23 protein-coding genes are annotated in these 26,278 nt (G+C 60.3%); 19 read left to right on the top strand and 4 right to left on the bottom strand.

The genetic code is table 11. The features are described from left to right. Window positions 1-79: 79 nt before the first annotated feature. Both DEIMA_RS14935 and DEIMA_RS18015 read left to right on the top strand, forming a co-directional pair. Entirely contained in the window at window positions 80-1,708 is a 1,629-nt protein-coding gene (locus tag DEIMA_RS14935) for a nucleotide-binding protein (RefSeq protein ID WP_013558114.1), read from the top strand. Window positions 1,709-1,808: 100 nt separating this feature from the next. Beyond that, window positions 1,809-2,612, top strand: a complete 804-nt coding sequence (locus DEIMA_RS18015; RefSeq protein ID WP_148234981.1) for a hypothetical protein — start codon at window positions 1,809-1,811, stop codon at window positions 2,610-2,612. Here the strand turns inward: DEIMA_RS18015 and DEIMA_RS14930 are convergent, their stop codons facing one another. After that, window positions 2,613-4,166, bottom strand: a complete 1,554-nt coding sequence (locus DEIMA_RS14930; protein ID WP_013558112.1) for an O-antigen ligase family protein — start codon at window positions 4,164-4,166, stop codon at window positions 2,613-2,615. It abuts the gene before it with no gap. A 169-nt stretch (window positions 4,167-4,335) separates the two neighbouring features. On the opposite strand from DEIMA_RS14930, the gene DEIMA_RS17425 reads away from it, so the two are divergent. The 7 genes from DEIMA_RS17425 to DEIMA_RS14900 are packed head-to-tail and all read left to right on the top strand — an operon-like array spanning window position 4,336 to window position 10,916. Further along, window positions 4,336-5,268: a glycosyltransferase family 2 protein gene (locus DEIMA_RS17425; RefSeq protein WP_013558111.1), complete on the top strand. Its 933-nt coding sequence runs from the start codon at window positions 4,336-4,338 to the stop codon at window positions 5,266-5,268. Between the two features lie 4 nt (window positions 5,269-5,272). Next, window positions 5,273-6,295: a dTDP-glucose 4,6-dehydratase gene (gene rfbB / locus DEIMA_RS14925; protein ID WP_013558110.1), complete on the top strand. Its 1,023-nt coding sequence runs from the start codon at window positions 5,273-5,275 to the stop codon at window positions 6,293-6,295. Further along, complete coding sequence (gene rfbA / locus DEIMA_RS14920; protein WP_013558109.1) at window positions 6,292-7,182, top strand: glucose-1-phosphate thymidylyltransferase RfbA; 891 nt, start codon at window positions 6,292-6,294, stop codon at window positions 7,180-7,182. Before rfbB ends, rfbA begins: the two co-directional genes overlap by 4 nt. A gap of 44 nt (window positions 7,183-7,226) precedes the next feature. Further along, entirely contained in the window at window positions 7,227-7,985 is a 759-nt protein-coding gene (locus DEIMA_RS14915; protein WP_013558108.1) for an N-acetyltransferase, read from the top strand. After that, a complete protein-coding gene (locus DEIMA_RS14910; RefSeq protein ID WP_013558107.1) occupies window positions 7,982-8,389 on the top strand; it encodes a sugar 3,4-ketoisomerase in 408 nt (135 codons plus the stop codon). The genes DEIMA_RS14915 and DEIMA_RS14910 overlap by 4 nt, the downstream gene beginning before the upstream one ends. Before the next feature lie 3 nt (window positions 8,390-8,392). Continuing rightward, window positions 8,393-9,493 (top strand): DegT/DnrJ/EryC1/StrS family aminotransferase, encoded by a 1,101-nt coding sequence (locus DEIMA_RS14905; RefSeq protein ID WP_013558106.1) that lies wholly within the window; start codon window positions 8,393-8,395, stop codon window positions 9,491-9,493. 1 nt (window position 9,494) lies between these two features. Continuing rightward, on the top strand, window positions 9,495-10,916 hold the full coding sequence (locus DEIMA_RS14900) for an oligosaccharide flippase family protein (RefSeq protein ID WP_013558105.1): 1,422 nt from the start codon (window positions 9,495-9,497) through the stop codon (window positions 10,914-10,916). Between the two features lie 129 nt (window positions 10,917-11,045). Here DEIMA_RS14900 and DEIMA_RS17420 read toward each other — a convergent pair whose 3' ends face one another. Further along, on the bottom strand, window positions 11,046-12,116 hold the full coding sequence (locus DEIMA_RS17420) for a glycosyltransferase (protein WP_013558104.1): 1,071 nt from the start codon (window positions 12,114-12,116) through the stop codon (window positions 11,046-11,048). 116 nt (window positions 12,117-12,232) lie between these two features. Between DEIMA_RS17420 and DEIMA_RS17610 the strand changes: the two genes are divergently transcribed. The 10 genes from DEIMA_RS17610 to surE all read left to right on the top strand — a co-directional run bounded on the left by DEIMA_RS17610 (window position 12,233) and on the right by surE (window position 24,776). Then, window positions 12,233-13,351 (top strand): glycosyltransferase family 4 protein, encoded by a 1,119-nt coding sequence (locus DEIMA_RS17610; RefSeq protein WP_013558103.1) that lies wholly within the window; start codon window positions 12,233-12,235, stop codon window positions 13,349-13,351. Then, window positions 13,348-14,691: an O-antigen ligase family protein gene (locus tag DEIMA_RS17605; RefSeq protein ID WP_013558102.1), complete on the top strand. Its 1,344-nt coding sequence runs from the start codon at window positions 13,348-13,350 to the stop codon at window positions 14,689-14,691. The genes DEIMA_RS17610 and DEIMA_RS17605 overlap by 4 nt, the downstream gene beginning before the upstream one ends. Further along, window positions 14,688-15,926, top strand: a complete 1,239-nt coding sequence (locus tag DEIMA_RS14895; protein WP_013558101.1) for a glycosyltransferase — start codon at window positions 14,688-14,690, stop codon at window positions 15,924-15,926. The genes DEIMA_RS17605 and DEIMA_RS14895 overlap by 4 nt, the downstream gene beginning before the upstream one ends. After that, window positions 15,914-16,945, top strand: coding sequence for a polysaccharide biosynthesis protein (locus DEIMA_RS14890; RefSeq protein ID WP_013558100.1), 1,032 nt, complete (start codon window positions 15,914-15,916; stop codon window positions 16,943-16,945). Before DEIMA_RS14895 ends, DEIMA_RS14890 begins: the two co-directional genes overlap by 13 nt. Next, a complete protein-coding gene (locus DEIMA_RS14885) occupies window positions 16,942-18,051 on the top strand; it encodes a polysaccharide biosynthesis C-terminal domain-containing protein (protein WP_013558099.1) in 1,110 nt (369 codons plus the stop codon). The genes DEIMA_RS14890 and DEIMA_RS14885 overlap by 4 nt, the downstream gene beginning before the upstream one ends. Continuing rightward, window positions 18,048-19,196, top strand: a complete 1,149-nt coding sequence (gene wecB / locus DEIMA_RS14880) for a non-hydrolyzing UDP-N-acetylglucosamine 2-epimerase (protein ID WP_013558098.1) — start codon at window positions 18,048-18,050, stop codon at window positions 19,194-19,196. The genes DEIMA_RS14885 and wecB overlap by 4 nt, the downstream gene beginning before the upstream one ends. Next, window positions 19,196-20,416 carry a glycosyltransferase family 4 protein gene (locus tag DEIMA_RS14875; protein WP_013558097.1) on the top strand — a complete coding sequence of 407 codons (1,221 nt, stop codon included), beginning with the start codon at window positions 19,196-19,198 and terminating at the stop codon, window positions 20,414-20,416. The genes wecB and DEIMA_RS14875 overlap by 1 nt, the downstream gene beginning before the upstream one ends. After that, window positions 20,413-21,975: a hybrid nucleoside-diphosphate sugar epimerase/sugar transferase gene (locus tag DEIMA_RS14870; RefSeq protein ID WP_013558096.1), complete on the top strand. Its 1,563-nt coding sequence runs from the start codon at window positions 20,413-20,415 to the stop codon at window positions 21,973-21,975. The genes DEIMA_RS14875 and DEIMA_RS14870 overlap by 4 nt, the downstream gene beginning before the upstream one ends. Then, a complete protein-coding gene (locus DEIMA_RS14865) occupies window positions 21,972-23,795 on the top strand; it encodes a polysaccharide biosynthesis protein (protein WP_013558095.1) in 1,824 nt (607 codons plus the stop codon). Before DEIMA_RS14870 ends, DEIMA_RS14865 begins: the two co-directional genes overlap by 4 nt. A gap of 186 nt (window positions 23,796-23,981) precedes the next feature. Continuing rightward, entirely contained in the window at window positions 23,982-24,776 is a 795-nt protein-coding gene (surE, locus tag DEIMA_RS14860) for a 5'/3'-nucleotidase SurE (RefSeq protein WP_013558094.1), read from the top strand. On the opposite strand, the gene DEIMA_RS14855 is transcribed toward surE, so the two are convergent. Both DEIMA_RS14855 and DEIMA_RS14850 read right to left on the bottom strand, forming a co-directional pair. Next, window positions 24,742-25,935, bottom strand: a complete 1,194-nt coding sequence (locus DEIMA_RS14855; protein WP_013558093.1) for a hypothetical protein — start codon at window positions 25,933-25,935, stop codon at window positions 24,742-24,744. The genes surE and DEIMA_RS14855 overlap by 35 nt on opposite strands. Beyond that, window positions 25,932-26,270 carry a PadR family transcriptional regulator gene (locus DEIMA_RS14850; RefSeq protein WP_148234980.1) on the bottom strand — a complete coding sequence of 113 codons (339 nt, stop codon included), beginning with the start codon at window positions 26,268-26,270 and terminating at the stop codon, window positions 25,932-25,934. Before DEIMA_RS14850 ends, DEIMA_RS14855 begins: the two co-directional genes overlap by 4 nt. Window positions 26,271-26,278 lie beyond the last annotated feature (8 nt).

Genomic DNA, 26,278 nt, shown 5'->3' with positions numbered 1-26,278 from the left:
TGGTGGTGACGCCCTCTGGATGGGGGTCTGCCTTTGAAAAGATACTTTCCGATTGTGATGTGAAGGCGGTAGATCAACAATGACTGGACAAGACATTACGCCCGAAATCGACCTTTCGGTGCTGTGGCGTGGGCTAAGGCGTTACCTAGGCTGGATTCTGACTGTCTCCGTCCTTCTGGCACTGGCGACCTTCTTCTGGTCGCGTTCACAGCCTTCAGTGTATGAAGCCAGTGCCAGCTTGATTGCCGTGAACAGCCAGAGCCAGGATGGCACCCTGGCCGCCGCCGTGGTGAAGGCACCACCCCTCCCCGAAGGGGCGGTCGCTCAGGCTCTCCAGAGTATCCAGGTGATTGAGCCGCTCATTCAGGCCATCAACGGCGCCTCGGGCATTCCCAGCGAAGAACGTGCGCGGCTGACCGCTGCTCTCGCCCGTGAACTCCGGCAGCAGAACCTCGGGACGGTGAACCTCTCCACCCGGCTGGATCCAGGTGGCAACGGTATTTACACTGTGCGTGCACATGCCCGGACTGCTAAAGCTGCGCAGGAACTGGCGAACCTGGGCAGTGACGCGCTCCTCACTTGGGACCGAAACCGCGCCCTGGAAGGCCTGAAGCGGTCACGGGCAGGGTTCCAGGCTCAGCTGGCTCAGGTGGACCAGCAATTAGCTGCCAACGACCTGCCCGCCATTGAACGGCAAACGCTCCTGACGCGTCGAGCCAACATCCAGGGCAACGTAACGCAGATTCAGCTCTTGCAGAACTCGGTGGCGGGGGTTCTGAGCCCGTTGTCGTCGGCCGTGGAGCCCCTCGCTCCGGTTGCCCCCAAGCCACTGCGAAACGCTGTCCTGGTGGGTCTGTTGAGTCTGCTGCTCGCTACGGGGATCGTGGCGCTGCTGACGACCCTCGACCGGACGATCCGCAGCGAAGACGACCTCTTGGCGCTGAACGTTCCGACCCTTGCGGTAATTTCCCGACTACGTCAGCGTGACATTGTCTTCTCCGGCATTGTGCGGGCTGCACGTCAGGCTGGCCTGTATGAGGCCATCGGGTTCCTGCGCGTCAACCTCCTCACCAATCTGGCCAGTAAACCTCATCCCGTTGTCATGGTGACGAGCACTGCGCCCGGTGAGGGCAAAAGCAGCGTGACGGCCACTCTGGCGGACGGTTTTGCTTCCAGTGGTCAGCGCGTGTTGATCATTGACGCCGATTTGCGCCGCGGCACACAGGCGGCAGTCTGGAAAAAGTACGACGAGGGCGGGCGCTGGCATCAGTTGACGGGCGAGAACGGCGTCAGAACCACCCGTGAAGCCCTCGCCAACCCCCGGAATGTGCAAGTCATTCAGGTGGAGGACGGCGTCGATATGCTCCCGGCTGGACCAGGCGTTCATGACAGCCTGGGTGTATTCAACCAGGCTGACATCACCGAGGCGCTGGCGCTGTGGCGCAAGAAGTATGACATTGTCCTCATCGACAGCGCGCCGTTATTGGCCCTCGCCGACGGTCTGGTCATTGGCGCGCATACCGACGCGGTATTGATGGTAACGGAATACGGGCGGACGAACGTCCAGTCGGTGCGCGCTGCTCTGCGCCGCGCCGAACGTGCAGGCCTGAATATCCTGGGCTTCGTGATCAACAAATCCAACGCACGCGAAGGCAACAGCTATGGGTATGCGTACAACTACTCTGTAAACACCAGAGTCAAGGCCTGAGCGTTGCTGGCTGAGACGGTCGGTTCTGCGTCGCCGCGTTGAGTTTTGAGGTCCCCCTCGCTTATTGAAGGTGGAGCATATGCGGTCGACACCATTATTCGTGATGTCTATTGTGGGCGGGGCGGTAGCGTTATTCCTGGCGCTACTGGCCCTTGCCTTCTTTATCCTGCGTTCACCGCCACCACCGCGTCTGGCGTTTGAACAGTCCTCGTGTACTCCTTCTGCGGAGTGGAACCCCGTGTTCCTCTCCGAACCAGGCGCACTGCGACGTATGGCGGATGGTTGGTTTGTGGAGGGAGCTTCGGCGTTGGGCACCCATGTCTGTCAGGGTGGCACACTGGTCGTCGACATGCAGCCTGATGGTGGCCCGGGAGCTCCGGCGTTGACTGTTCTGCTTGATGGACAACAACTCGGACGGTATTTTGCACCCACGCGCAGAACAGTGACGATAGAGGTCCCGCACGCAGGCGCCTTGCAACTCGCTTACTTGAATGATTACTACCGAGCTGACGTACGCTCGGTCGAAATTCGAGAAGTCCGTACAAATGTGCTGGGTTGTCAGCTGCTGACGCCCGCCAAGCCTCTGAGCGACCCGCAAAACGTGTATGTCCCGCAAAGCGACCTGCTGGCGCTGTTCCAGCCTGAACCTGTGGCGTATCAGGCGTGTGGCGCAGGAGCCTTGAGCTTCAGAATGATGGGCCATCCGGGTAATGGGAGCTTTCCCATTGTTGAGGCGCGACAGGAGGGGAAAACCCTCGCAAAATTCACGGCTTCGGCCGAGTGGCGGGTCTTCAAGGTGCCTGTCCGTGCAGGACTAGTGACCCTTCAGTTCATCAACCCGTACGCCCGTGAGACTGAGGACCGGAACCTGGTCCTCAACCGCGTGAGCTGGACTCCGCGCTGATCAGTCCGGGTCTGCGGCAGCAATGGAGGTTAGGCTGACCGGCCAACTGTATGTGGCTATAGGCCGCAGGGTGATGCCTTCAGCGGGGTAGATCCTGAGCTCGACGCGTTGCTCAGGGATGGGGCTAAGTTTTAAATCTGGTACAGCCAAGACCCCCCGGTTGTCCTGGACGGTCAGGGCCGCTGTTTGTAATGCGCGGCAGCCCTCAAAGCACGTATTGAATGAGACGGTATACCGTCCCGGGCGGCCTTTAAATTGCGCCACAATCCCGTATGGATCGGCCCGTGCAGGATGAGGGTCCGCAGCAAAGAACTGAAGTTGCAGCGAAACGGCCTGCTCGTTACGTCCAGGCAGGCTCATGGCAATGATGGGTATGGACAGCAGGAGTAGAAGGCCGGCGCCCGTCATGCCAGCGCCGCCAAGGTCGGGCAGGCGGAACTGGCGGAGTTGCAGGCCGACAACAATCCAGAACATTTCGCCGATAAAGGGACCAGGCACGAGGAGGGTGTTGTCCGTCACGTTAAGGAGCAGGACGCCGGTCAGAAACGCACTGGCCAGAGGGTCACGGCGCGTCACACTGATCCAGAGGGCGGCTCCCAGGAGGAGGAACAGGCCAAGTGTGCCCAAGGGGCCAGTCTCGGCCCACTGTTGAAGAGTTGCGTTGTGGGCGATCAACCAGGGCTGGCCGAGCGCGCGGGCCCATGCGGGGCATGCGTTGCGTTCGTTTGGACGGGTAAACGTGTAGCACTCACTGGGGGACGCCAGAGAGTGGCCGAGTCGGTAACTGCCGACGCCGCTCAGTGGCGCGTTCTGGATGATGCTGAGTGTGTTCTGCCAGATGAACTGCCGGCCAGTGAGGTCAAGCTGCTCCAGCCGGTTAAGGGCGGCCAGTTGTGTGCGCTGCCCAAGGAAGGAAACTCCACCAGCAAGGATGATGGCACCCGCCAACAGGGTGCCGACAAGCCACTTTCGGCCCTGGTTAACCAGAAACCCGGTCAGCAGGCCTATACCCATGACCAGCAGGGGACCTCGGCTGCCTGACAGCAGTAGGACCGTGAGTGCAAGGAGCCCGATAGGGAGGCGCCAAAGCCATCGTCCTGGCAGAAATATGCAGAGCCATATACCGTACGCACTGACAAGCCCCAAAGTGATGGACGTCATGTAGGGATGGGTAAGACGTGTCGTGAGAAGGTCAACGCCTTGGAGCGAGCTGAAGAGCAGGGCTGTGAGATACACCGCGCTTAGGCCAATGAGTGCGGGGCGGAGTTGTTTGGGGGTCTGTAGTCGTTGGCCAAGGCCAAGCAACCCGAAAAGGAGCAGTGTCCTGAGGCTCGCGAGCGCCAGGGCCAACAAGGGTTCTGGTGTTAGAAGGGCGGGGAGAAGTTGGCTGAGCGCGTAGAAGATAAGCAGCCACAGGACGGGTCGGGGTAAATTCCGTAGGGCAAAGAGGCCCAGTAAGGCCAGGGGTGACAGGAAGTAGAGCGCCGGAAGGGCAGCGAGCCACGGCTTGATCCAACCTGGAAGAGGAGAGAGCGTTTCAGGGGCGCTGCGCATAGAGGGAACTATACCGGGCTCTTCGTTCCCTCGTGAGAACGGTCAGAGTCCACTTGGAGGTGCTAAACACGACAATTTTTTATAAGCAAAGATTAAGCATTTTTTTAGGAGATATAAATTATTATAAACAGAATCAGACGTGGGGAATCCACATTTGTTCTGGAGGGAAATGAAAGAGCTACCTAAAGTTTCAATTGGAATTATTACTTATAATCAGGCGGACTTTATTGAAGAAGCCGTTCTTAGTGCTCTTCATCAAGACTACCCTAATATTGAAGTTGTCGTTTCTGATGATGGTTCGAGCGACGAAACTCCAGAAATACTTCAAAAGCTATTGAGGGACTATCCAGACCGTTTAAAATTAATTCTTCTTGAGAAGAACGTAGGTCTCGCTCAAAACTGTAATGTAGCTTTGAGTGAATGTGATGGAGAATATCTGTGCTTCATGGGTGGAGATGATATCCTTGCCCCTGGAAAAATAAAGCATCAACTTGAATTCATGCTTTGTCATCCAGAGTGCTCTGTGAGTTACCATCAAGTTGAAGCGTTCGAATCTTCTTCAAGAAAGCATTTATATTTCTTCACGACTCATTTCATAGAGGGTTATTCAAAAGACCTAATCGAAAATGGAATGTTCTTTCTGCCTATTGGTGCTATGGCAAAAATGACCCAATCTCGACAAGTTAAATTTAGAGAAGAAATTCCAATCGCCAGTGATTGGTACTTTTTTATCGACATTCTGCGCAGCTCATCGGGCAGTATCTTGTACTTCCCAGGAGTATACGCCTATTACAGAAGACACTCAAACAACGTTACCAACTTTTCCAACAATGCCGACAACTGGAACGCTGTTGAGCTGATGCGAAAAGAGATGCCCGACCTCCGGGAATCTATTGACCGCTTCCAGGCGCGACTGGCTTTGATGGAGTGGCGAAGCAAGAGAATATCTCTGCAAAAGATGCTTCCTCTGATTCTGAAATCTCCGAGGGCGTCAATATGGGCCCTCAATTGGCTGTTGGAGGCTCGGCAAGGGCGAGCCTCCCAGGCATCGCGTTATATAACTCAGCTGATGAAACGCCTTCCGCAGATATTGAAAGGGTGAAGAAATGAAGATCATGGTTACAGGAGGCTGCGGCTTCATTGGCAGCAATTTCGTTCGCTACTGGCATACTCGGCATCCAGAAGATCACCTTCTGGTATACGACAAGATGACCTACGCCGCCCGAAAAGAAAACCTGCATGATTTGTGGGAAAACGAGCAGATCAGTTTCTTGCAGGGCGACATTGCTGAGATGAGCGCAGTGCGCCGAGCCTGTCTTGAACATCAGACCGAATTGATCGTCAATTTCGCCGCTGAAACCCATGTTGACCAGAGCATCGCGGGTCCGCTGGTTTTCACGGACACCAATGTTCGGGGCACGCACGTCCTGCTCGAAGTCGCCCGCGAACTCGGAATCAGGTTCCACCACATCAGCACCGATGAGGTCTACGGGCATATCGAGGACCAACATCAGAGCACGGAGGAAGATCCCCTGCTTCCCCGCAGCCCCTACGCCGCGAGCAAAGCTGCCGCTGACCAGCTGGTGCAGGCCTACCACATCACGTATGGCCTGCCAGTCACGATTACGCGGGGCTCCAACAACGTCGGTCCCTTTCAGTACCCGGAAAAAGCCGTGCCGCTGTTCTCCACGAATGTCCTGTTGGGCGAACCCCTGCCCGTATACGGAGACGGTCTGCAGATGCGTGACTACACCCACGTCATTGACCACTGCTCCGGGATCGAAGCCGTCCTGCTTCGTGGTCAGCCCGGCGAGGTCTACAACGTCGGCACTGGCGAGGAAATGACCAACCTGGAAATGGTTGACATCGTCCTTCAGGAATTGAACGGGAACCCCAGCCTCATCCGCCACGTGCAGGACCGTCCAGGCCACGACCGGCGCTACTCCATGAACATCAGCAAAATGCGGAATCTGGGCTGGACGCCAGCGTTCCACCCCCGACAGGCCGTCGCCGAAGCGGCCCGCTGGTACGCCGAGAACCGCTGGTGGTGGGAACCGATCCGCAGCGGCGCGTTCCGGGAATACTACGAGCGCCAGTACCGTGACCGCCTGGCAGGACACACGGCATGAGCCTGCAAACGAACCGGCGCGGCATCATCCTGGCTGGTGGAAGCGGTACCCGGTTGTACCCGGCCACGCTGGCCGTCTCCAAGCAACTGCTGCCCATCTACGACAAGCCCATGATCTACTACCCGCTGACGACCCTGATGCTGGGCGGCATGCGGGAAATCCTGATCATCTCGACGCCGCAGGACACGCCGCGGTTCCAGCAACTGCTCGGCGATGGACGCCAGTGGGGGCTGCAGCTGGAGTACGCCGTGCAGCCACAGCCCGAAGGGCTCGCTCAGGCGTTTCTGATTGGTGAAGACTTCATCCGGGGGCACCACAGCGCCCTGATTCTCGGCGATAACATCTTCTACGGTCACGGCCTGGTGGACCTGCTGGAACAGGCTGACCGGACGCGGACCGGCGCCACGGTGTTCGCCTATCAGGTCAGCGACCCTGAGCGCTACGGCGTCGTGGAGTTCGATCCCGAAGGACGCGCGATCTCCCTGGAGGAAAAACCCACTCAGCCCAAGTCGGACTTTGCAATCACCGGACTGTACTACTACGATCCGCACGTGGTTGATGTCGTGCGGACCTTGAAGCCGTCCGCTCGTGGGGAACTGGAAATCACCGAGTTGAACGCCGCCTACCTCCGCGAAGGGCTGCTGAGCGTCCAAAGGATGCGCCGTGGCTTCGCCTGGCTGGATACAGGCACCCACGAAAGCATGCTGGAAGCCAGCCTGTTCATTCAGACGATTGAACGACGTCAGGGGCTGAAGGTCGCCAGCCCCGAAGAGATCGCCTGGCGCAGTGGATGGATCTCGACTGAACAACTGGCCGAGCAGGCCCGGTCGCTGGCCAAGAACCAGTACGGGGAATACCTGCTGTCCCTGGTCAGTCATCAGGTGTAAGGCCATCCCCCTGTGCTACGTCAGTGTTCCTGACTGGAGGACCTATGAACCAAGCAAATACGCAGATCTCCCCCAAAGCCCACGTCGAGAGCAGCCAGATCGGCGAAGGAACCACCATCGGCCCTTTTGCCGTCGTAGAAGAAGGCGCGCGCCTCGGCCGAAACGTCGTGATCCATCCGCACGCGTTTATCGGTGCGGGCGTGGTCCTTGAGGACGATGTGGAAGTCTGGCATGGCGCCGTAATCGGGAAGCCACCCAAAGGTGCTGGTGCGACGGCCCGGCAGCCCGTCTACGAGCGCCACATCCGCATCGGTGCCGGCACATCCATCGGTCCGCATGCGGTCATTTTTTACGACGTTACCATCGGGGAAGGCACCCTGATCGGCGACGGCGCGTCGATTCGCGAGCAGTGCCGCGTGGGGAACTCCTGCATCATCAGCCGGTACGTTACGGTGAACTACAACACCACGATAGGCGACCGTGTGAAGGTCATGGACCTTACGCACGTCACGGGCAACGCCGTCGTTGAAGATGACGTGTTCATCAGCACCATGGTCGGCACCATGAACGACAACAAGATGTCTCTTCGCAGCTACCGCCCAGGCGAGATCATCGGGCCGCACATTCAGGCCGGCGCGTCTATTGGTGGCGGAGCCATGCTGCTGCCGAACGTGAAGGTCGGCAGAAACGCCACGGTCGCGGCGGGCGCCGTGGTCACGAAAGTGGTGCCTGACGGCGCGCTGGTCTTCGGCATGCCCGCGAAAATCCGTGAGCGTCGCCCGGCAGAGGACAGCGAGGCATGAGCCTCAGTTTGGTCTATACCTTCCCCATTCCCCGCCGCACCGACCACCGCGGAAGTGTGAGCTTCGTCGAGGTGGGCGAACACATCCCCTTCGACATCAAACGCTGCTACTACCTTTATGACGTGACCGCAGGAGAGAGTCGCGGCGCACATGCGCACAAAGCCCTGCAGCAGGTGTTCATCTGCCTGGCTGGCTCCTTCGAAATCGAGTTCGATGATGGCCGCCAGAAAAAGACGTTCCGCCTCGACCGGCCTGATCAGGGACTCTACGTACCGCCAGGGTTGTGGCGTGACCTGACCAACTTTTCCGAAGGTGCCGTGTGCTTCGTGCTGGCCTCCATGCACTTTTCCGAGGAGGACTACATCAGGGATTACGACGAATTCAGGCAGACCTATGGAGATTAAACAGTGAAGATTCCTTTCCTTGACCTTGAAAAAATCAACGCTTTGATCCAACCGGACCTGATGGAGGCCAGTGCGCGCGTCATCAAGAGCGGCTGGTACATTGGTGGACCGGAAGTCGAACGTTTTGAGCAGGAGTACGCCGCGTACGTGGACGCGCAGCACTGCATCGGCGTGGGCAACGGCCTGGACGCGATCACCCTGACGCTCAAGGCCCTGGGCGTTGGTGCGGGCGACGAGGTCATCGTTCCGAGTAACACGTTCATCGCTACGTGGCTGGCCGTCTCCTATGCAGGCGCCACCATCGTTCCCGTGGAACCTGACCCATCCACGTACAACATCACCGCCCAACAGATCGAAGCCGCCATCACTGACAAAACGAAGGCCATCGTTCCCGTCCACCTCTATGGCCAGCCAGCCGAACTGACGGAAATTCAGGCGTTGGCCGCAAGGCACGGCCTGTTTGTCATCGAGGACGCCGCGCAGGCACAGGGCGCACGTTACGCCGGTCAGCGCGTCGGCGCCCGCACCAATGCGGCCTGCTGGAGCTTCTACCCCGGCAAGAACCTGGGCGCTCTGGGCGATGCCGGGGCCATCACGACGAACGACGATGAACTTGCCGAACGCCTGCGCGCCCTCCGGAACTACGGCTCCAAAACCAAGTACATCCACGAGGTGGCCGGCGTCAACAGCCGCCTGGATGAACTGCAGGCCGCATTCCTGCGCGTCAAGCTGCGCCACCTGGACGACTGGAATCAGCAGCGACGCGCGACGGCTGAAAAGTACACCGCCCATCTGGAAGGCGTCCAGACGCCCGCCGTTCATCCCGCCGCGGAACCTGTCTGGCACCTCTACGTGATTCAGCATCAGCGCCGGGACGAACTGCAACAGTTTCTGGCGGACCGGGGCATTCAGACCCTGATCCACTACCCCATCCCACCCCACCGACAAGGCGCGTACGCGAGCCTGGGCTGGCCGGAGGGTCGCTTCCCCATTGCTGAAAGCATCCACCGCTCCGTCCTGAGCCTGCCGATCGGGCCACACCTGACAGCAGAGCAAGAAGACCAGGTTATCGAAGCGGTCAACGCCTTTGGCCGTCTGGGTTGACTTGAAAAACATCGTTCGTGTTCTCGCCGTCCTGCTCTCCTCATCCCTGATCACCATCGTGGCCGGCATGGTACGGCAGAAGATGCTCGCGCTCGAGATCGGCGCGGTGGGTGTCGGGCATCTTGGTCTGCTCATGACGCTCGCAGGAGCTGCCGCGACGCTGGGTGGACTGGGCCTCTCCACCAGTGGCGTTCAGCGCGTGACGGTCACGCAGCACACCCCGGACGCTGGTGCCGCGCAACGCAGCCTGACGGTCGGCACCGCCATCCTCGGTGTGCTCGCCGGCATTCTGACGGCGATGCTGGCGCCATACTTCGGCATTACACCGACGGGCCCGGACCGCTGGGCAACCGCCCTCGCAGTCATGCTCACCATCACTTCGGCAGGCCAGATCGCGGTCCTCAACGGCCTCGGACAGTTACACACCATCGCGTGGGTCAATGGTCTCGGCGCCGTGCTGGGGACCATCTGTACCTTGCTCGTGCTCTGGCTGATGCCAAACTGGGGGCTCTACACAGCCCTGCTCGCCCCGCTGCTCATCACCACGGTCATGGCGGTCCTGATGCAGCGCCCCCACCGCGCCCCCGCTACAGGCATCTCTGCAGACGCCTTACGGACGCAACTGCGCGCCATGCTCAGTCTGGGGGTGGTGTTCTCTGCGGGAGCCGGCCTGGCCACCCTCGGTCAATACGGCGCCAGATGGTACATCGAACAGAGGTTCGGCAGCGTCGCCCTCGGCCAGTACCAGGCCGCCTGGGCCCTCACCATGTTGTACCTGGGCGTGCTGCTCACGGCCATGTCCACAGAATTTTTTCCGCGCATCAGCAAAGCAGCTGAACAGTCCAGTCCTGCTGAACTGACCCGGATGGTCAGTCAACAGATCACCCTCACCGTGACGCTCGCCCTGCCGGCCATTTGCCTTTTGGTACTCTGCAGCGAGTACGTTGTCACACTGCTCTACAGTCCAGAGTTCAGGCCAGCGGCCCTTCTGGCCAGACAGCAATTCATGGGTGACATCTTCAAGCTGGCGGCCTGGGCCATCGGGTTCACGTTGCTGGCACGGCAGGCGAAGTTGTATATGTTCCTGCTCGAACTGCTGTGGAGCGTCATATACCTCGTCCTGCTGTGGCTTTTCTCCCGAACAGGCGATTTTACAGCCGTGGGATGGGCGTACGTAGGTGCTTACGCCGTTTACTTGTTCGGCAGTGTTTATGCTTTTCGTCAGAACGTCGGTATAGCACTCCCGGGGCGGTTATGGCTGGTCACTCTGGGCGCTGTTGTGCTTGTAGGCGTGCACCTCTGGGTTGCTCCTTCCCTACGGTGGAGTCTCGTTTTGGCCGTCCTTGACCTCTTTGCTTTGGCTGTCGCTGCATGGTGGTTCTGGCGACGTCGACAAGCCGCTAAACCAACGGCAGTTGCTTAAGTGTTAATAACAGATTCAAGCTGGATTTAAAGTGTTTTTTGCGGAGTCATTTAAAAATATTATTTATTGAATCAGGCGTATGACGGTATGGATCTTTTAGCTCTCTTGCTTAAATTACGTGTTTGTTTTTTAAAGCAGTGGTTTCCATAGCTGATATACCTGCTTAGCCGTATAGTTTTCGGCGGAAAGAGCGGCTGCTTGACTCATTTCATTGCGTAGATTTTGATCAGATATTAGGGTGTGAAGTCTGTTTCTAAAAGTAAGAACGTCGCCGTCATTGACGAGGTAACCGTCAATCCCATCGGAGATCAACTCTCGGGGCCCCGCTGGACAATCGTAAGCGAGAGTGGGCAGTCCCCGGGATTTGGCTTCTGTAATAACGAGGCTGAAACTTTCTCGGTAAGAAGTGACCACGCAAATGGAAGACTGTAAATAAATTGCAGAAATATCACGAGTTGGGCCAAGAAGCTCAGTTTGATTGTGTACACCTTCTGCCTTGACGATTTCCGTCAGCTCGGAACCGGGGACATCCCGACCAACAATGGTGAGTTTCCAATCCGGATAATTACGAAGTACTGGCGCAGCATGCTGTATAAGGCGTGCGAAGCCTTTATCTTGTACATGTGCTCCGACAGCGATCAAGCGCCGATGAACAGCGCTTGTTTTGATAATATCGGGAAAAGAGTTTATATTAGGGATGATATAAACATTTTTGACGCCTATGCCTTTAAAGTAAGTCATGTCATCTCTATTAAGGACGACCACGGCTGACATAAAGCGAAAGAATAATTTGCGCAAGAGAAGGACGAGACGTGCAGTATCCCAATGGAGAAGATGTTCCCAAGCAATTATCTGTAATGAGGAGCTTTGCCTGGCAAAAAGCGCTGCGAGGGCAAGCATGTCCTCCGAGGCAATCACTATCGCTCTTCTAGGAAAGAGTGGGTGCAGTGCCCTAATAACCCCTATGAGCTTGAAGACGCGTTTTAAGTGGCTCCCTTGAACCTCGCGCTTGATACCCAAGTGGCGTACCTCTACACCGTCGCTTAGAGGATACGCCAGAGTTTGGTCGTTTGAAAAGACACTGATCACCGACACAGTGTGGCCGAAATCAGCGAGAGCGTTTGCCAGCGAGATTGCTGCTCGCTCAGTCCCTCTGAGGAGGGTGGCGTCCTGTATGAGAACCATAATATTTTTTTTCATAATACACATTTCTCCTTAATAATACTTATTGGTCTGAGCAGGCCCTGCCAAGCAGCTGACCATCAGGAAAACCGCCAGTCAGCGGAGTAGGCACATCAGCCCTTAGAGTATTGGTCATGAGGTTCGTTTTCTGGCAGCAGTTTCACAGCCCACATCAATATGCACTTTTGGACGCTTTATCGCGCCACCCAGGCGGGCACACTGTTGAACTGGTCCTTGATCAAAATGAGCTATCCGAACAGCGACGTAACATGCATTGGAATGCACCGAACTACCAAAACGTTACGGTTTACACTCAGCCTTCTCCAGCATTGATCGACCTTTTAATTTCGCAACAGCGAGACACCTCCATACATATTTTCTCCGGGCTTCGTAGCAATAAGACGGGAACAATCGCCATCGAGCTATGCCGCGAGCAAGGCATAAAAGTAGTAGTTATGGCAGAAGCCGGAGACTGGAATGGCCACGGCAAAGCCAAATATCTCAGGCTCCTCAAGCACTATCTGCTGCGAGCACGGTATAGAAGCAATATCCAGCGCATTCTGGCTATAGGAGATCTCGGCGTGCAATGGTACCGCCGCGTTGGTTATTCTCCCAATCTGCTTACCCCTTTCGCCTACTTTGTGGAACCTCCACGGATTCCTCTTCAGCGACCTCGGGTGGAAGTCGAACTTCTGTTTGTGGGACGGTCTGTACCGTATAAAGGGGGTTCTCTCCTGCTGGAAACCCTGAGTCATCTCAGATTTCTTCCCTGGCACGCGACATTCATAACAGAAGGCCCTGAGCGAGCAAGGTGGGAGGCGCAAGCCCTTCAAAACGGCATTGCTGATCGAGTAACTTTTGAGAATTTTGAACCGCCCTATGCAATTGCACAACGCATGGCGAACGCTACTGCCTTGGTCCTTCCTAACACAGCAGACGAGGGCTGGGGCGTTGTCGTCAATGAAGCTCTCTTTCAGGGAACTCCAGTTATCTGTACGACGCTGACCGGCGCGAAAGATATGTTGCAGGGCAACGTGCATTGTGGTCAGGTGGTGGCCCCTGACGTACCGAGTCTGCGCGCTGCACTCGAAAAGCAGATCGTCAGTGGACCACCCTCAGAGGTGGAGCGTGAAACTATTGCTCAACACATCCGCATGCACTGGTCTGGCCAAGCGGCAGCTCAGCGCCTTCTTGACGCGGTCGGCATCCCTTCCAAAGGGATGCCGACCGCGGCGAGTAAAGTGAATTTATGATTTTTGCTGCGCCACGTCGCGCTGCTCTAAGTGTGTCGCTGCTCGACCTGCTCCTGCCGCTCGCTCTGGCTGCCTCAATTTTTCCGGGTGGGGTTTTTCTCTCGGTGGTGTGTTTGGTCATCCTGCTGTGCAATAAACGCCTCCCTGATGGGCTGGCGGGCACAGTCCTGCTGACATTGGCTAACCCTGCGGTGTTTCAAGTGGACATCATGGGTTTTCTGCGGTATCTGCCCCTGCTACTGGGCTTACTGCTGCTCTGGCCAAAACTCAGGCTGACAGATATGTGGGTGGGTTGGACAATTTTTGCTTGTGGAGCACTGCTCTTTTTTAATGTTGTTATGGTTTCAGCTCTACCAACCATATCTTTCTTCAAAGCCTTACTCTTTTCTTTAACAGTTTGGAATCTATTTAACACGCCACGAGTGGACTGGAAAGGATTTGCTGGGAGGGTGGATCGTTTTATACCCTTTTATCTATTATTTAGCCTTCCTGCTTTATTTGTTCCAGCCATTGGCTTTAATGTCAACGGTCTTGGTTTTCAGGGGCTTACTAATCAGCCTCAAGTCTTCGGAATATGGATGGCTCTGGGCGCCACTTGGCTCTTGTACCGCTGGTGGACAGGTATGACAGCCCTGCCGCCAGTCTTATCCATTCTGACATTAGGTGGTTTGCTGGGCAGCATCATCCTGTCCGAAGCCCGGACAGCATTACTGAGCTTCGCGATCGCCGCAGTCACCACATGGCTAGTGGTCATTTTCCGAAGCCCGAAAAAATTCGGACTTCGCCTTTTAATGGCATTAACTGTCATTATTGGCACGGTCATTGGGTCACATAACGGCGCTGCTCTGGAAAGTTTCATCTTTAAGAGATCCAATGCGTCCAATTTTCTGGATGCTGCACAAACTTCCCGCGGATTCCTGGTGGACCGTAGCCTGGCGAACTTCCGCGAACATCCTGTACTGGGAATCGGATTTGGGGTCCCATCTGATGTTGCCAGTGCAAAAATCACTTACGTCCCGGTCATCGATGTCCCTATTGGAATTGCGCTCGAGAAAGGGGTATGGCTCTCGGCTGCTCTTGAGGAACAGGGGATCGTAGGTACGACGGCCTTGATTCTCATGTTCTTTGCCTTGGCCGTTTATGCAATACGCAGCAGAAATTACATGGGGTTACCGCTCCTTGCGTATTTTCTGAGCAGCAACCTTGGAGAGATGACGATGTTCAGCATGGGTGGAACAGGCCTTTTGCAGTGGGTGCTGGTGGTGGCGGCGCTGCGTCTAAACGAAACCAGAAGGTCGCGTGAAGGGCCCGCCTCAGTAAGCTTGGAGCACGCCGCATGACGAGCTCCCACCCGCTGCCCCCACCTCCGCACACCCCACCGGCCCCCGGGCGGATCGCCGCCGTCATGGACGCCTACCTGCCCGGCCGACTCGCCGGCGGCCCCGTCACCACCCTGGCGAACATGACCGCCGCCCTGAGCGGCGAGCTGGACTTCCTCGTCATCACCCGCAACAAGGACATCGACGGGCAGGTCTACGCCGACCTCACCCCCAACACCCTGATCCAGACGCCCCACTCCCACAACCTCTACCTGGACGACGCGCACTTCACCGCCGCCCACATCGTGCAGCGCGCGCTGGACCTGGGCGCGCAGTACCTGTACCTGAACAGCTTCTTCTCGCCTACGGTGATCCGCCTGCTGCTGTACCTGCGCCGCACGCGCCCCCCCCTGAAGGTGGTGCTCGCCCCACGCGGCGAGTTCTCCCCGGGCGCCCTGCAGCTCAAACGCGCCAAGAAGCAGCTGTACCTGACGTTCTTCCGCCGCCTGCGCCTCGATCGAGTCGTGGACGTCTTCCAGGCGTCCGCCTTCCTGGAGGAGTGCGACATCCGCCGACAGCTCGGGCCCGTCCACGTTCAGATCGCCCCAGATATTCCGGACGCGGTGGACGACACCCGCGCGCCCCGCTTCACGCGGGGCGCCGTGCCGCGCTTGGTGTTCCTGTCGCGCATCACGCCCATGAAAAACCTGCTGTACCTGCTGAAGCTGCTGGCGCAGTGGCCCACCCCGTTGGCGCTCGACGTGTACGGCCCGCTGGAGGACCGCGCGTACTGGGAAGCCTGCCGCGCAGCGATGCGGCACCTGCCCGAGCACGTGCAGGTCACCTACCGGGGCGTGGTCGACCACGCCGAGGTCCACACGGTGTTCGGGCAGTACGACGGGTTCCTGTTTCCGACGCAGGGGGAGAACTTCGGGCACGTGATTCTGGAGGCGCTGGGCGCCGGCTGCCCGGTGGTGCTGAGTGACCAGACGCCGTGGCAGGACCTGGACGCCGAGGGGGTGGGCTGGGTGTGCGACCTGCACCACCCTGAACAGTTCCTGCGCGCCCTCGAGGCCCTGCTGGCCACCCCGGACGACGCCCTGCAGGCCCGCCGGGACCGCTGCGTGGCGTACGCGCGCCGCACCGCCCATGATCCCCTCGTCCGCGCCAGCAACCTCCACCTCTTCCCGCACGCCCTGCACCGTCCCACAACTGAACTGACCACTCTCCAAGAGGAAGCAACATGCAAAATTTGACAGGTAAAACCATTCTGATTACGGGCGGTACCGGCTCTTTCGGAAATGAGCTGCTTCAATTGGTCAAGGACTCCGGCGTCGCGGAGGTCCGCGTCTTCAGCCGTGATGAGCTCAAGCAGGAACAGATGCGTGTCCGCATGAAAAACCCCAAAGTCAAGTTCTATATCGGGGACATTCGGGACCGACAAAGCATTGATCAGGCCATGGCCGGGGTCGATCTGGTCTTCCACGCGGCCGCGCTCAAGCAGGTGCCGTCGTGTGAGTTCTTCCCCATGCAAGCGGTCATGACCAACATCGTGGGCAGCCACAACGTGATCGAAGCGGCCATCGCCCACCGCGTGGCTTCCCTGGTGTGCCTGAGCACGGACAAGGCCGTGTTCCCGGTGAACGCCATGGGCATGACCAAAGGCCTGATGGAAAAGGTCGCGACCGCTGCTGCCCGCCGACTGGGCGAGGGTGACACCATGATCTCCACGGTCCGTTACGGGAACGTGATGTACTCCCGCGGTTCCGTCATCCCACTGTTTATTGAGCAGATCAAGCAGGGGCGCCCTCTGACCGTCACGGACCCCAACATGACACGTTTCCTTCTTTCGCTGCGAAGCGCGATCGACTTGGTGCTGTTTGCCTTCGAACACGCGCAGCAGGGCGACATCTTCGTTCGCAAGGCCCCCGCCTCCACCGTGGCGGACCTGGCGCAGGCGCTCAAGAACATCTTCCGTTCGGACGTGCCCATCGAGATCATCGGCACCCGTCACGCCGAAAAGCTCTTCGAGACGCTCGCGACTTCCGGTGAACTTGTGAAGTCGCAGGACATGGGTGACTACCTGCGGATCACGATGGACGACCGCGACCTCAACTACGCCAAGTACTTCACGGAGGGCGAACCGGAAGAGGCGTTGGTGGATGATTACACGTCGCACAACACCGAGCGTCTCAGCGTGGCGCAGGTGGAGGAACTGCTGTTGAGCCTGCCGGACGTGCAACGTGAGCTGGCCAACTTCCAGGGCGCACGTTGAAACGCATCGGCATTACGGGCGCGCGTGGGCTGCTTGGTACTCACCTCCACGCTTATCTGAAGGGGCAGCCTGACACCGAGGTGGTGGCAGGCGGGCGCGAGGTGTTTGGCACGGCTGAAACACTGCAGACTTTCGTGCGGGGGTGCGACGCCATCATTCACCTCGCCGGGATGAACAGGGGAGAGGACGCGGACATCGCCAGCACCAACGTGCTGCTCTGCGAGCAATTGATCGCGGCTCTGACCGCGGAGCGTGCGCGACCGCACCTGCTGTTTTCGTCGTCTACGCATATTGAACGTGACAGCGCATATGGGGTCTCGAAGCGTCACGCGACGAGCGTGCTGCGCGCATGGGCAGAGCGAACCGGAGCGCCCTTTACCAACCTGATCCTGCCGGGGGTCTTCGGGGAGGGCGGGAAGCCGTTTTACAATTCGGTCGTTTCGACCTTCTGCTTTCAGGTGGCCAACGGCGAATCCCCGAGCGTCAACGCGGACGCTGTCGTCGAACAGATTCATGCGCAGGAGGTGGCGCGCCAACTGCATCACCTGATCCTGGAGGGGACCACCGGAGACGTGCGTGTCACCGGAGAACAGCTGACCGTCGGGGATCTGCTCGCCCGCCTGCAGCAGTTCCACAGCCTGTACGCAGCGCACATCATCCCTGACGTACGGCAGGACTTCGACCGGGACCTGTTCAACACGTACCGGTCGTACTTGTACCCGCAGCGTTACCCTGTGGCCCTGACGCTCCACACGGATGCGCGCGGCAGCCTGTTCGAAGCCATCAAGAGTCCGAATGGCGGGCAGGCGTTCTTGTCGACCACGCACCCGGGCATCACCCGCGGCAACCACTACCACACGCGCAAGATCGAGCGTTTCCTGGTTACAGGCGGAGAAGCCGAAATCAAGCTCCGGCATGTTACCCGCGCTGAAGTGCAGACCTTCCGCGTGCGTGGGGACACCCCCGTGTACATCGACATCCCAACGCTGCACACCCATAACATCACCAACGTCGGCTCCGGCGTGCTGACCACGTTGTTCTGGACCCACGAGCTTTTCGACCCTCAGCACCCGGACACCTACCCTGAACTTGTGGAGCCTGCATGACCCTGCCCCCAACCCGCCGCCTGAAAGTCATGACCGTCGTCGGTACCCGCCCGGAAATCATCCGTCTTTCCCGAGTGCTCGCTCGTCTGGATGAGTACACCGATCATGTGCTGGTTCACACGGGGCAGAACTACGACTATGAACTCAACGGCGTCTTCTTCAATGATCTGGGTGTGCGGCAACCGGATCATTTCCTGGAAGCGGCGGGCAGCAGCGCCGCTGAAACGATCGGTCAGATCCTGATCCGCATGGATCCGGTGCTGGCGCAGGAGCAGCCGGACGCCCTGCTCATCCTCGGGGACACCAACAGCTGCCTGGCGGCCATCAACGCCAAACGGCGCAAGATCCCCATCTTTCATATGGAGGCCGGGAACCGCTGCTTCGACCAGCGCGTCCCGGAGGAAACCAACCGGAAGATCGTCGACCACACCAGCGACATCAACCTGACGTACAGCTCGATTGCCCGCGAATACCTGCTGCGCGAAGGTCTGGATCCTGCGCGCGTCATCAAGACGGGCAGCCCGATGTTCGAGGTCCTGCACCACTACCGCCCTCAGATCGACGCATCTGACGTGCTGACGCGGCTGGGTCTGCATCCCGGAGCGTACTTCGTGGTGAGTGCGCACCGCGAAGAGAACGTCGATTCCGACAAGAACCTGCGCCGGCTCCACGAGACCCTGAACGCCGTGGCTGACCACTTCGGCCAGCGCGTGATTGTCTCCACGCACCCGCGCACCCAGAAACGCATTGATGCGGCTGGCCTGAGCTTCCACGAAAACGTGGAGTTGCTGAAGCCGCTCGGCTTCCACGACTACGTTCACCTTCAGATGCACGCCCGGGCGGTGCTCTCAGACTCGGGCACGATCACGGAGGAATCGAGCATCCTCAATTTCCCGGCCCTCAACATCCGCGAGGCCCATGAGCGGCCTGAAGGAATGGAAGAGGCGGCCGTCATGATGACGGGGCTGCAGGTGGAACGCGTCCTGCAGGGGCTGACCATCCTGGAACGCCAGCCTCGCGGTGACGACCGGTTGCTGCGGCTGGTGGAGGACTACGCCATGCCGAACGTTTCCGACAAGGTCGTGCGGCTGATCCTGAGTTACACGGACTACGTGAACCGCGTGGTCTGGCGGAAAGACATGTAATGCACCTGCTCATCGTCACGCAGTACTTCTGGCCAGAAAACTTCCGAATCAATGACCTCGTGGAGGGCCTGCACCAACGCGGGCACCGCATCACGGTCCTCACCGGGCACCCCAATTACCCATCCGGCAGATTCACGCACGGGTACACCGGACGGCAGGTGGTCGAGGAGCAGTTCGGAGGCATCCGCGTCCTCCGTGTGCCCATGCTGGCCCGCGGACAGGGCAGCGGCGCCAGGTTGATGCTGAACTACCTGTCGTTCGCGCTGTCCGGCAGCGTGCTGGGCGCACGCCTGGCACGTGACCGGTACGACGCCATCTTCGTCTATGAACCCTCCCCGATGACAGTGGGGTTCCCGGCCATGACCCTGAAACGCCTGAGTGGCCGGCCGATCGCGTTCTACATTCAGGACCTCTGGCCGGAGAGCCTGTCGGCCACGGGGTTCGTGAAGAACCCCGTGGCTCTCAAGGCTGTCGAGTGGATGGTGCGCGGCATCTACAAGGCGTGCGACCAGATTCTGGTGACGTCCCGCGCGTTCATTCCGCGCGTGCAGCGTCTGGGTGTACCCGCTGAACGCATCAGCTACTACCCGCAGTACGCGGAGAGCTTCTACGCACCGCGCCCACGTGACCCACGCTGGGCACAGGCGCAGGGCATCCCGGAAGGCTTTACGGTCATGTTCGCGGGCAACATGGGTGTCGCTCAGGACCTCTTTACTGTTCTGGACGCGGCCGAACGCCTGCGGGACCAGAACGTGAACTGGGTTTTCGTGGGCGACGGCAGCGTTCGTCAACAACTCGAAGCCCAGGCCAGAGAGCGTGGGCTGACCCGGGTGTACTTCCTGGGAAGCCACCCCGCGCAGGAGATGCCCCAGTTCTTCGCGCAAGCAGACGCCCTGCTGGTGTCCCTGACCCGCGACGATCTGTTCGCGCTGACGGTTCCTGCGAAAATCCAGTCCTACCTTGCGTGCGGACGGCCGATCCTGGCGTCCCTGGCCGGTGAAGGCGCGGAGATCGTCCGGGAAGCGCACGCTGGGGTGACCTGCCCACCGCAGGACGGCGCCGCCCTGGCTGAGGCGGTCCGGACGCTTCAGGCGCTGCCCAGCGAAGCCCGCGAAACGATGGGGCAACAGGGGCGCGCCTATTTCGAGGCGCACTTCGAGCGCGAGCAGCTGCTCACGCAACTCGAAGAGACGCTGATGGCCCTCCGGAGCACGAAATGACAGGAGCAGTCCTCGTCGTGGGTGCCAGCGGGTTCGTGGGCCGCGCCCTCTGCCAGGAGCTCGTGCGGCGCGGCGAGCGTGTGCACGCCGCCGCCCGTCGTCCCGACGGCCTCCCCGAAGGAGTCCACTTTGTTCCGCTTCCCGACCTCACGCAAGCCGGGCTGAACTGGGAACCGCTCCTGGTCGGTGTGGACCGGGTCATTTACCTCGCTGCGCGCGTACACGTCATGAACGACACGCACCCGGACCCCCTCGCGGCCTACCGCGCCGTGAACCGGGACGCGCCGCGCTCGCTCGCTGCTGCCGCAGCACAGCAGGGCCTCCAGCGCTTCGTGTACCTCAGCTCCGTTAAGGTGAACGGCGAGTCCAGCGCCGAACCGTTCACGGAACAGACGCCTCCGGCGCCCGTCGACCCCTACGGCGTCAGTAAATTGGAAGCGGAGCAGGCCCTCTTCGAACTTTCTGCCGCCACTGGCCTGCAGGTGGTGGTGCTTCGCCCGCCGCTGGTCTACGGACCGGGCGTCAAAGCCAACTTCATGGCCCTCGCGCGGGCCGCCGGCCGGGGCGTCCCCCTGCCTCTCGGCGCCGTTCGCAACCGCCGAAGCCTGGTGTACGTCGAGAACCTGGTGGACCTCATCATCCTGACACTCAGTCATCCAGCCGCGCCGGGACAGGTGTTTTTCGCCACGGACGGTCAGGACCTCTCGACAGCGGAACTGACCCGCGGTCTCGCGGAAGCCCAGGGGCGACAACCCTGGCTTCCGGCCGTGCCACCAGCCCTGCTGCGTCTCGCTGGCCAGGTGGTTCGGCGTCCGGCAGTCACCGCGCGCCTGCTGGGTTCCCTGCAGGTCAGCAGTGACAAGGCCCGGCACCTTCTGGGCTGGACCCCGCCCTTTCCCGTCTGGCAGGCGCTCGGTCGAACCGGCGCGAGCCTGCGCACCCCACCGACGCCGCGCACTTCACGGCAGCTGACATGGACGCAGAAGCTCTACTTGCGCGTCCGCTCACCCATGGAACGCCTGGTGGCCGCCCTGGTGCTGCTGCTGATCAGCCCGCTGCTCGTGCTGATCGGCGTGCTGATCCGTCTCGATTCGCCCGGACCGATCCTGTTCCTCCAAGAACGGGCGGGGCGCAAGCATCGCGCTTTCGTCATCTACAAGTTCCGCACCATGCGCACCGGCACGCCCAACCTCTCCACGGAAGACATGGAGCGGTCCGGCCTGAACCCCATCACCCGCATTGGTGCATTCCTGCGACGCACCAGCCTGGATGAGCTGCCGCAACTCCTGAACGTTCTCAAGGGCGAAATGAGCCTGATTGGACCCCGCCCCGCCCTGATGACGCAAACCCCCGTCCTGACCCTCCGTGAAGCCGCCGGCGTCGACGCGCTGGCGCCCGGCATCACCGGGTATGCTCAGGTCACCGGCCGCGACGACCTCACAGATGCCGAAAAGGTCAAGCGCGACGCCGAATATCTTGAAAGCCTGAGCCTCACCATGGACCTCCGGATTGTCACCATGACGTTACGCTCCATCATCCAAGGGACCGGAACCAAATGAAGCCGACCACCAGTAAGTTCCTGATCGATCTCGCCCTCTGGAGCGCCGCTGGACTGCTGGCCTACGGATTCCGCAAGCCGGAACTCCTGAGTCGCGGCGTGCCCAGCAACGTCCTCGGGTACCTGCTGCTCAGCTTGCTGGTCATGGCCGCTCTGGAAACGTACTACAGCCTCCACCGGCAATCATGGCAGCGCGTCGGCATCCTGGACCTGCAGCTTCTGGGCCGCGCCGTCACTCTCGCCACCCTGGTGATGTTCGCCCTAGGGTTCATTCTTCAGACCTGGCTCCAACTTCCCCGGAGTGTGCCCGTGATGGCCGGCGTGCTCGGCCTGCTCTTGATGGGGGGAATCCGGTTGGTCGCACGCTTGACCAGCGAGCGCGTCCGCCTGCAGGCGGCACCTCAACGCCAACGGGTCCTGATTGTCGGCGCGGGCGACGCCGGCAGCCTGATTGCGCGCGAGATGCAGCGCCACCCGGAAGCGGGCCTCGAACCCATCGGTTTCTTGGACGACGAACCCCGAAAAATCCGGGGGCGCGTGGTGGGCCTCCCAGTTTTCGGCCCCATAGACGACCTTGTCACCGTCGCCAAACGCGAGCAGGCGCAGGAGATCCTCATTGCCGTGCCCTCCGCGGACGGTCAGTTCGTCCGCCGCGTGGTCAGTCTGGCGCGCGATACCGGTCTGCGCTACCGCATTATTCCCGGCATGTTCGAGATTCTCAGCAGTGACGTCACCATCAGCCAGATCCGCGACGTCAACCTCGAAGATCTCCTGCGCCGCCCACCCGTCCGGCTCAACACCGCAGAAATCGCCAGTTACCTCAAAGGACGGGTGATTCTGGTGACCGGCGCGGGCGGCAGTATCGGTTCCGAGATCATCCGCCAACTGGCCGTTTTCGGTCCCTCGACCGTTTTGCTGTTCGGACGTGGTGAAAACAGCATCTTCTCGATTCAACAGGAGCTGCTGCGGACATGGCCCGAAATTGAGCAGGTCGGCCTGATTGGGGACGTCCGTGACGCCGCGCGCCTCCGCGCCGTATTCGAACGCTACCGCCCCGAAGTCGTCTTCCACGCCGCAGCGCACAAGCATGTGCCTCTGATGGAGGAAGCGCCTTCCGAAGCCATCCTGAACAACGTCATCGGTACGCAGAACGTCGTCGACCTGTGCCTGGAGTTCGGTGTGAGCCGTCTGGTGAACATCTCGACGGATAAGGCCGTCAACCCGACCAGCGTGATGGGAGCGTCCAAGCGCGTGGCCGAAATGGTCGTTTCCGCAGGGGCGGCGCGCGCGCGGGACGCCCAGGCGTTCGTTTCGGTGAGGTTCGGGAACGTTCTGGGCAGCCGAGGGAGTGTCGTGCCGACCTTTATGGCGCAGATCCGTGCTGGCGGACCCATTACCGTCACCCACCCCGAGATGGTGAGGTACTTCATGACCATTCCAGAAGCCGCGCGGCTGGTCTTGCAGGCAGGTGGCCTGGCGGAAAACGGAAAAGTGTACGTCCTGGATATGGGTGAGCCAGTCAAGATCGCGGACCTGGCCCATGACGTGATCCGACTGAGCGGTGCGTGGAATGTCGACGTGGTCTACAGCGGTATCCGTCCGGGCGAGAAACTTTATGAGGAGTTACTGACCACGAGCGAAGGCGCAGACGCCACGACGCACAGCGAAATATTCAGTGCTCGACTGGCGCAGGTCAACGAGTATCAGATCATCGATAACGTGCAAGCATTACGTTCTGCTGCGCAGAAAAACGATGAACACAAAATTCGACATTTACTCTCAGAGATGATTCCTGAAAATAAATTCGGGAGCATACGATAGAGCAGATTTAAATGCGTTACGCAGCTCAACTTAAGTGGCCAGAAGCTTCAACAACACCTGATAGCTCCTGAGCAGTTTGTCGAAGATCCTCGGCCTACCCGACAAGTAAGCCCAAGGACGGTGCAACAACCAATCAACCGTTGAGTTCTGCACTGCTTCTGGCAACGCTGCGGTAGGCTGAACCGCATGTCGAACCTTCCCGCACGCCCCAAAGTTCTGATTGCGAACGACGATGGTATTTTTGCGCCGGGCATCAAGGCGCTGGCGTTCGCGATCGCGGAGTTCGCAGATGTGACGGTCGTGGCGCCCGATGTCGAGCAGAGTGGCGTCGGGCATGGAATCACGTTCCGCCGACCGTTGCGCTTCAAGCACACGAAGGCGGCCGGGTTCGGGGATATCCCGGCGTTCCGGGTGGACGGCACGCCGGCGGACTGCGTGGTGCTGGGTGTGAACCTTCGGGGCCGGCCGGACATCGTGGTGAGCGGCATCAACCTCGGGCCGAACCTGGGAGACGACCTGACGCACTCGGGGACGGTCGCTGCAGCGATCGAGGGGGTGTCCTTGGGGTTGCCGGCGATTGCGTTCAGTCAGTTGAGCGGGCCGGGCGGGGAGTACGCGTTTGAGGAGAGCGCGCAGTACGCGGCGCGCCTGACGCGGCAGGTCCTGGAGTGTGGGGGGCTGCCGCCGCGGACGTTGCTGAACGTGAACTTCCCGCCGACGCCGTTCCGGGGGGTGCGGGTGACGCGTCTGAGTGATCACCGATATGAGGACACGGTGCTGACGCGGCAGGACCCGGAAGGCCGGGAGTACTACTGGGTGAGTGGTACGCCGAAGGCGGAGTACGCGGATGACACGGATTATGGCGCCATTCAGGATGGGTGCGTGAGTGTCACGCCGGTGCGGTTGCAGTTGACGGCGACGGATCTGCTGGAGCGCGTGCGGGAGTTCACGCCGGACGTTGCGGTGCCGGCTGAACGCTGAGTTTCACCTGCGCGGCGGGCAGGGGATAGTCCGCGGCGGTGCTGATGACGGTGCGTAGGTCGCTGCTGGGGTTGAGTTGCAGAACCAGCAGGGCCTGCTGACCGGCGCGCTGCGCGCGTACGAGGTCCGTGAAGGTGCTCACCACGCGGTGGGGCTGGGTGGCGGTTGGGCCGCTGAGGAGCGTGAACTGCTTGGACCGTGCAGTGCGGACGCGGGCGGTGAAGGTGCAGTGGCAGACGGGCGTGGCTTGAGCGTATGCCGTGATGACGACGTACTGGCCGTCTTTGGGCGTCTGAACCTGGAGTCGCGGTGGGGCGCCCATGGCGCCTTCGTCGTTGGCGGTGGTGAAATGGGCAGCGGCGTCGAGCCCGGCGGCCTGGAGCGCGCGTTGCAGGGTGGTGCTGATGGCCATGCTGTAGAGGTCACTGGTGAAGACGGGCGCATCGGGGGTCCCGAGCACGAGGGTGGCCTGGCCGACCTGCAGGGTAGGTGTGCGGTCGCCGCTGATGCTGATGGGGAGGTCGGTGCCGTTCAGCAGGGCGAAGATAAGGGCGTCGGTGTGGAGGTACGCTTCGTCGCCGAAGCGTTCGGCGGCCACGGTGGCGTTCTGGATGGTCAGGCTGGTGGCGTCCTGCTGGATGTGCAGGCCGGTGGCGTGCAGGGCGCGGGTGACGTCGGTGAAGCGGAGGTACTGGTGGCTGTGTTCGCGGTACGTTCGGCAGGTGGCTTCGACGGTGGCGCGTCCGCCCTGTTGCTGGAAGGCGGCGCGGATGCGGGCGGCTTCGGCGGCGGGCCGCTGCGCGAGGGCCGCGTCACTGTAGTCGCAGTCGATGTTTTGGTTCTGGTAGGGCACCGGGTGCAGGACGGTGTTCTGGGCGACGGCACCAAGCGTGAGCGTGGTGGCGGTGAGGAGGGCGCCGAGCGCGAGGGCGCGGGTGACGGCGGGGAGGGTGTGCACGTGGGCGTACTGGGCGCTGAGGGCGCGGGGGTCGCCGAGGTCCGCGAGGGTGCGGGTGAGGGCGTCGTGTTCGTTCAGGCCGAGCAGGGCGTAGCGGTGGAGTTTGTCGTCGATGGCGCCGCGGAGTTCGGTGGCGGCGTCGCGGCGGGCGCGGCCGGTGAGGGTGAGGGTGGCGCGGCGGATGTACGTGTCGGCGTTCATGCGGGGCCTCCGAGGATGCCGCGCACGGCGGCGCTGAAGCGTTCGTACTGTTCGCGTTTGTCGCGCAGGGCGTGCTGGCCGGTGGGGGTGAGGTGGTAGACCTTGACGGGGCTGCCGCCGCGCGGGAGGGTCTGGAAGGTGCCGGCGATCCAGCCGTGTTTTTCGAGGCGGTGCAGGGCGGGGTAGAGGCTGCCTTCGCGGAGGGTGAAGTGGCCGTTGGTTTGCGCCTGGATGTCGGCGATGATCTGGCCGCCGTATTTGGGGTCGCGTTCGAGGGTGGCGAGGAGCAGCAGGTCGAGGTGGCCTTTGAGGAGGTTGGCGTCGCTATGGTCCATGGGCGTCC

Origin of the sequence: Deinococcus maricopensis DSM 21211 (genome assembly GCF_000186385.1) — a bacterium.
Lineage (GTDB): Bacteria > Deinococcota > Deinococci > Deinococcales > Deinococcaceae > Deinococcus_B > Deinococcus_B maricopensis.
This window is presented reverse-complemented; position numbering and strand designations above follow the sequence as displayed.

Coding starts and splice junctions, on each gene's coding strand:
- wecB (WP_013558098.1), top strand. CDS start 18,048: ATGACCCTGCCCCCAACCCGCCGCCTGAAAGTCATGACCGTCGTCGGT.
- surE (WP_013558094.1), top strand. CDS start 23,982: ATGTCGAACCTTCCCGCACGCCCCAAAGTTCTGATTGCGAACGACGAT.
- DEIMA_RS17610 (WP_013558103.1), top strand. CDS start 12,233: ATGAGGTTCGTTTTCTGGCAGCAGTTTCACAGCCCACATCAATATGCA.
- DEIMA_RS17420 (WP_013558104.1), bottom strand. CDS start 12,116: ATGAAAAAAAATATTATGGTTCTCATACAGGACGCCACCCTCCTCAGA.
- DEIMA_RS14895 (WP_013558101.1), top strand. CDS start 14,688: ATGACGAGCTCCCACCCGCTGCCCCCACCTCCGCACACCCCACCGGCC.
- rfbA (WP_013558109.1), top strand. CDS start 6,292: ATGAGCCTGCAAACGAACCGGCGCGGCATCATCCTGGCTGGTGGAAGC.
- DEIMA_RS17425 (WP_013558111.1), top strand. CDS start 4,336: ATGAAAGAGCTACCTAAAGTTTCAATTGGAATTATTACTTATAATCAG.
- DEIMA_RS14875 (WP_013558097.1), top strand. CDS start 19,196: ATGCACCTGCTCATCGTCACGCAGTACTTCTGGCCAGAAAACTTCCGA.
- DEIMA_RS14910 (WP_013558107.1), top strand. CDS start 7,982: ATGAGCCTCAGTTTGGTCTATACCTTCCCCATTCCCCGCCGCACCGAC.
- rfbB (WP_013558110.1), top strand. CDS start 5,273: ATGAAGATCATGGTTACAGGAGGCTGCGGCTTCATTGGCAGCAATTTC.
- DEIMA_RS17605 (WP_013558102.1), top strand. CDS start 13,348: ATGATTTTTGCTGCGCCACGTCGCGCTGCTCTAAGTGTGTCGCTGCTC.
- DEIMA_RS14850 (WP_148234980.1), bottom strand. CDS start 26,270: ATGGACCATAGCGACGCCAACCTCCTCAAAGGCCACCTCGACCTGCTG.
- DEIMA_RS14870 (WP_013558096.1), top strand. CDS start 20,413: ATGACAGGAGCAGTCCTCGTCGTGGGTGCCAGCGGGTTCGTGGGCCGC.
- DEIMA_RS14865 (WP_013558095.1), top strand. CDS start 21,972: ATGAAGCCGACCACCAGTAAGTTCCTGATCGATCTCGCCCTCTGGAGC.
- DEIMA_RS14915 (WP_013558108.1), top strand. CDS start 7,227: ATGAACCAAGCAAATACGCAGATCTCCCCCAAAGCCCACGTCGAGAGC.
- DEIMA_RS14935 (WP_013558114.1), top strand. CDS start 80: ATGACTGGACAAGACATTACGCCCGAAATCGACCTTTCGGTGCTGTGG.
- DEIMA_RS14890 (WP_013558100.1), top strand. CDS start 15,914: ATGCAAAATTTGACAGGTAAAACCATTCTGATTACGGGCGGTACCGGC.
- DEIMA_RS14855 (WP_013558093.1), bottom strand. CDS start 25,935: ATGAACGCCGACACGTACATCCGCCGCGCCACCCTCACCCTCACCGGC.
- DEIMA_RS14930 (WP_013558112.1), bottom strand. CDS start 4,166: ATGCGCAGCGCCCCTGAAACGCTCTCTCCTCTTCCAGGTTGGATCAAG.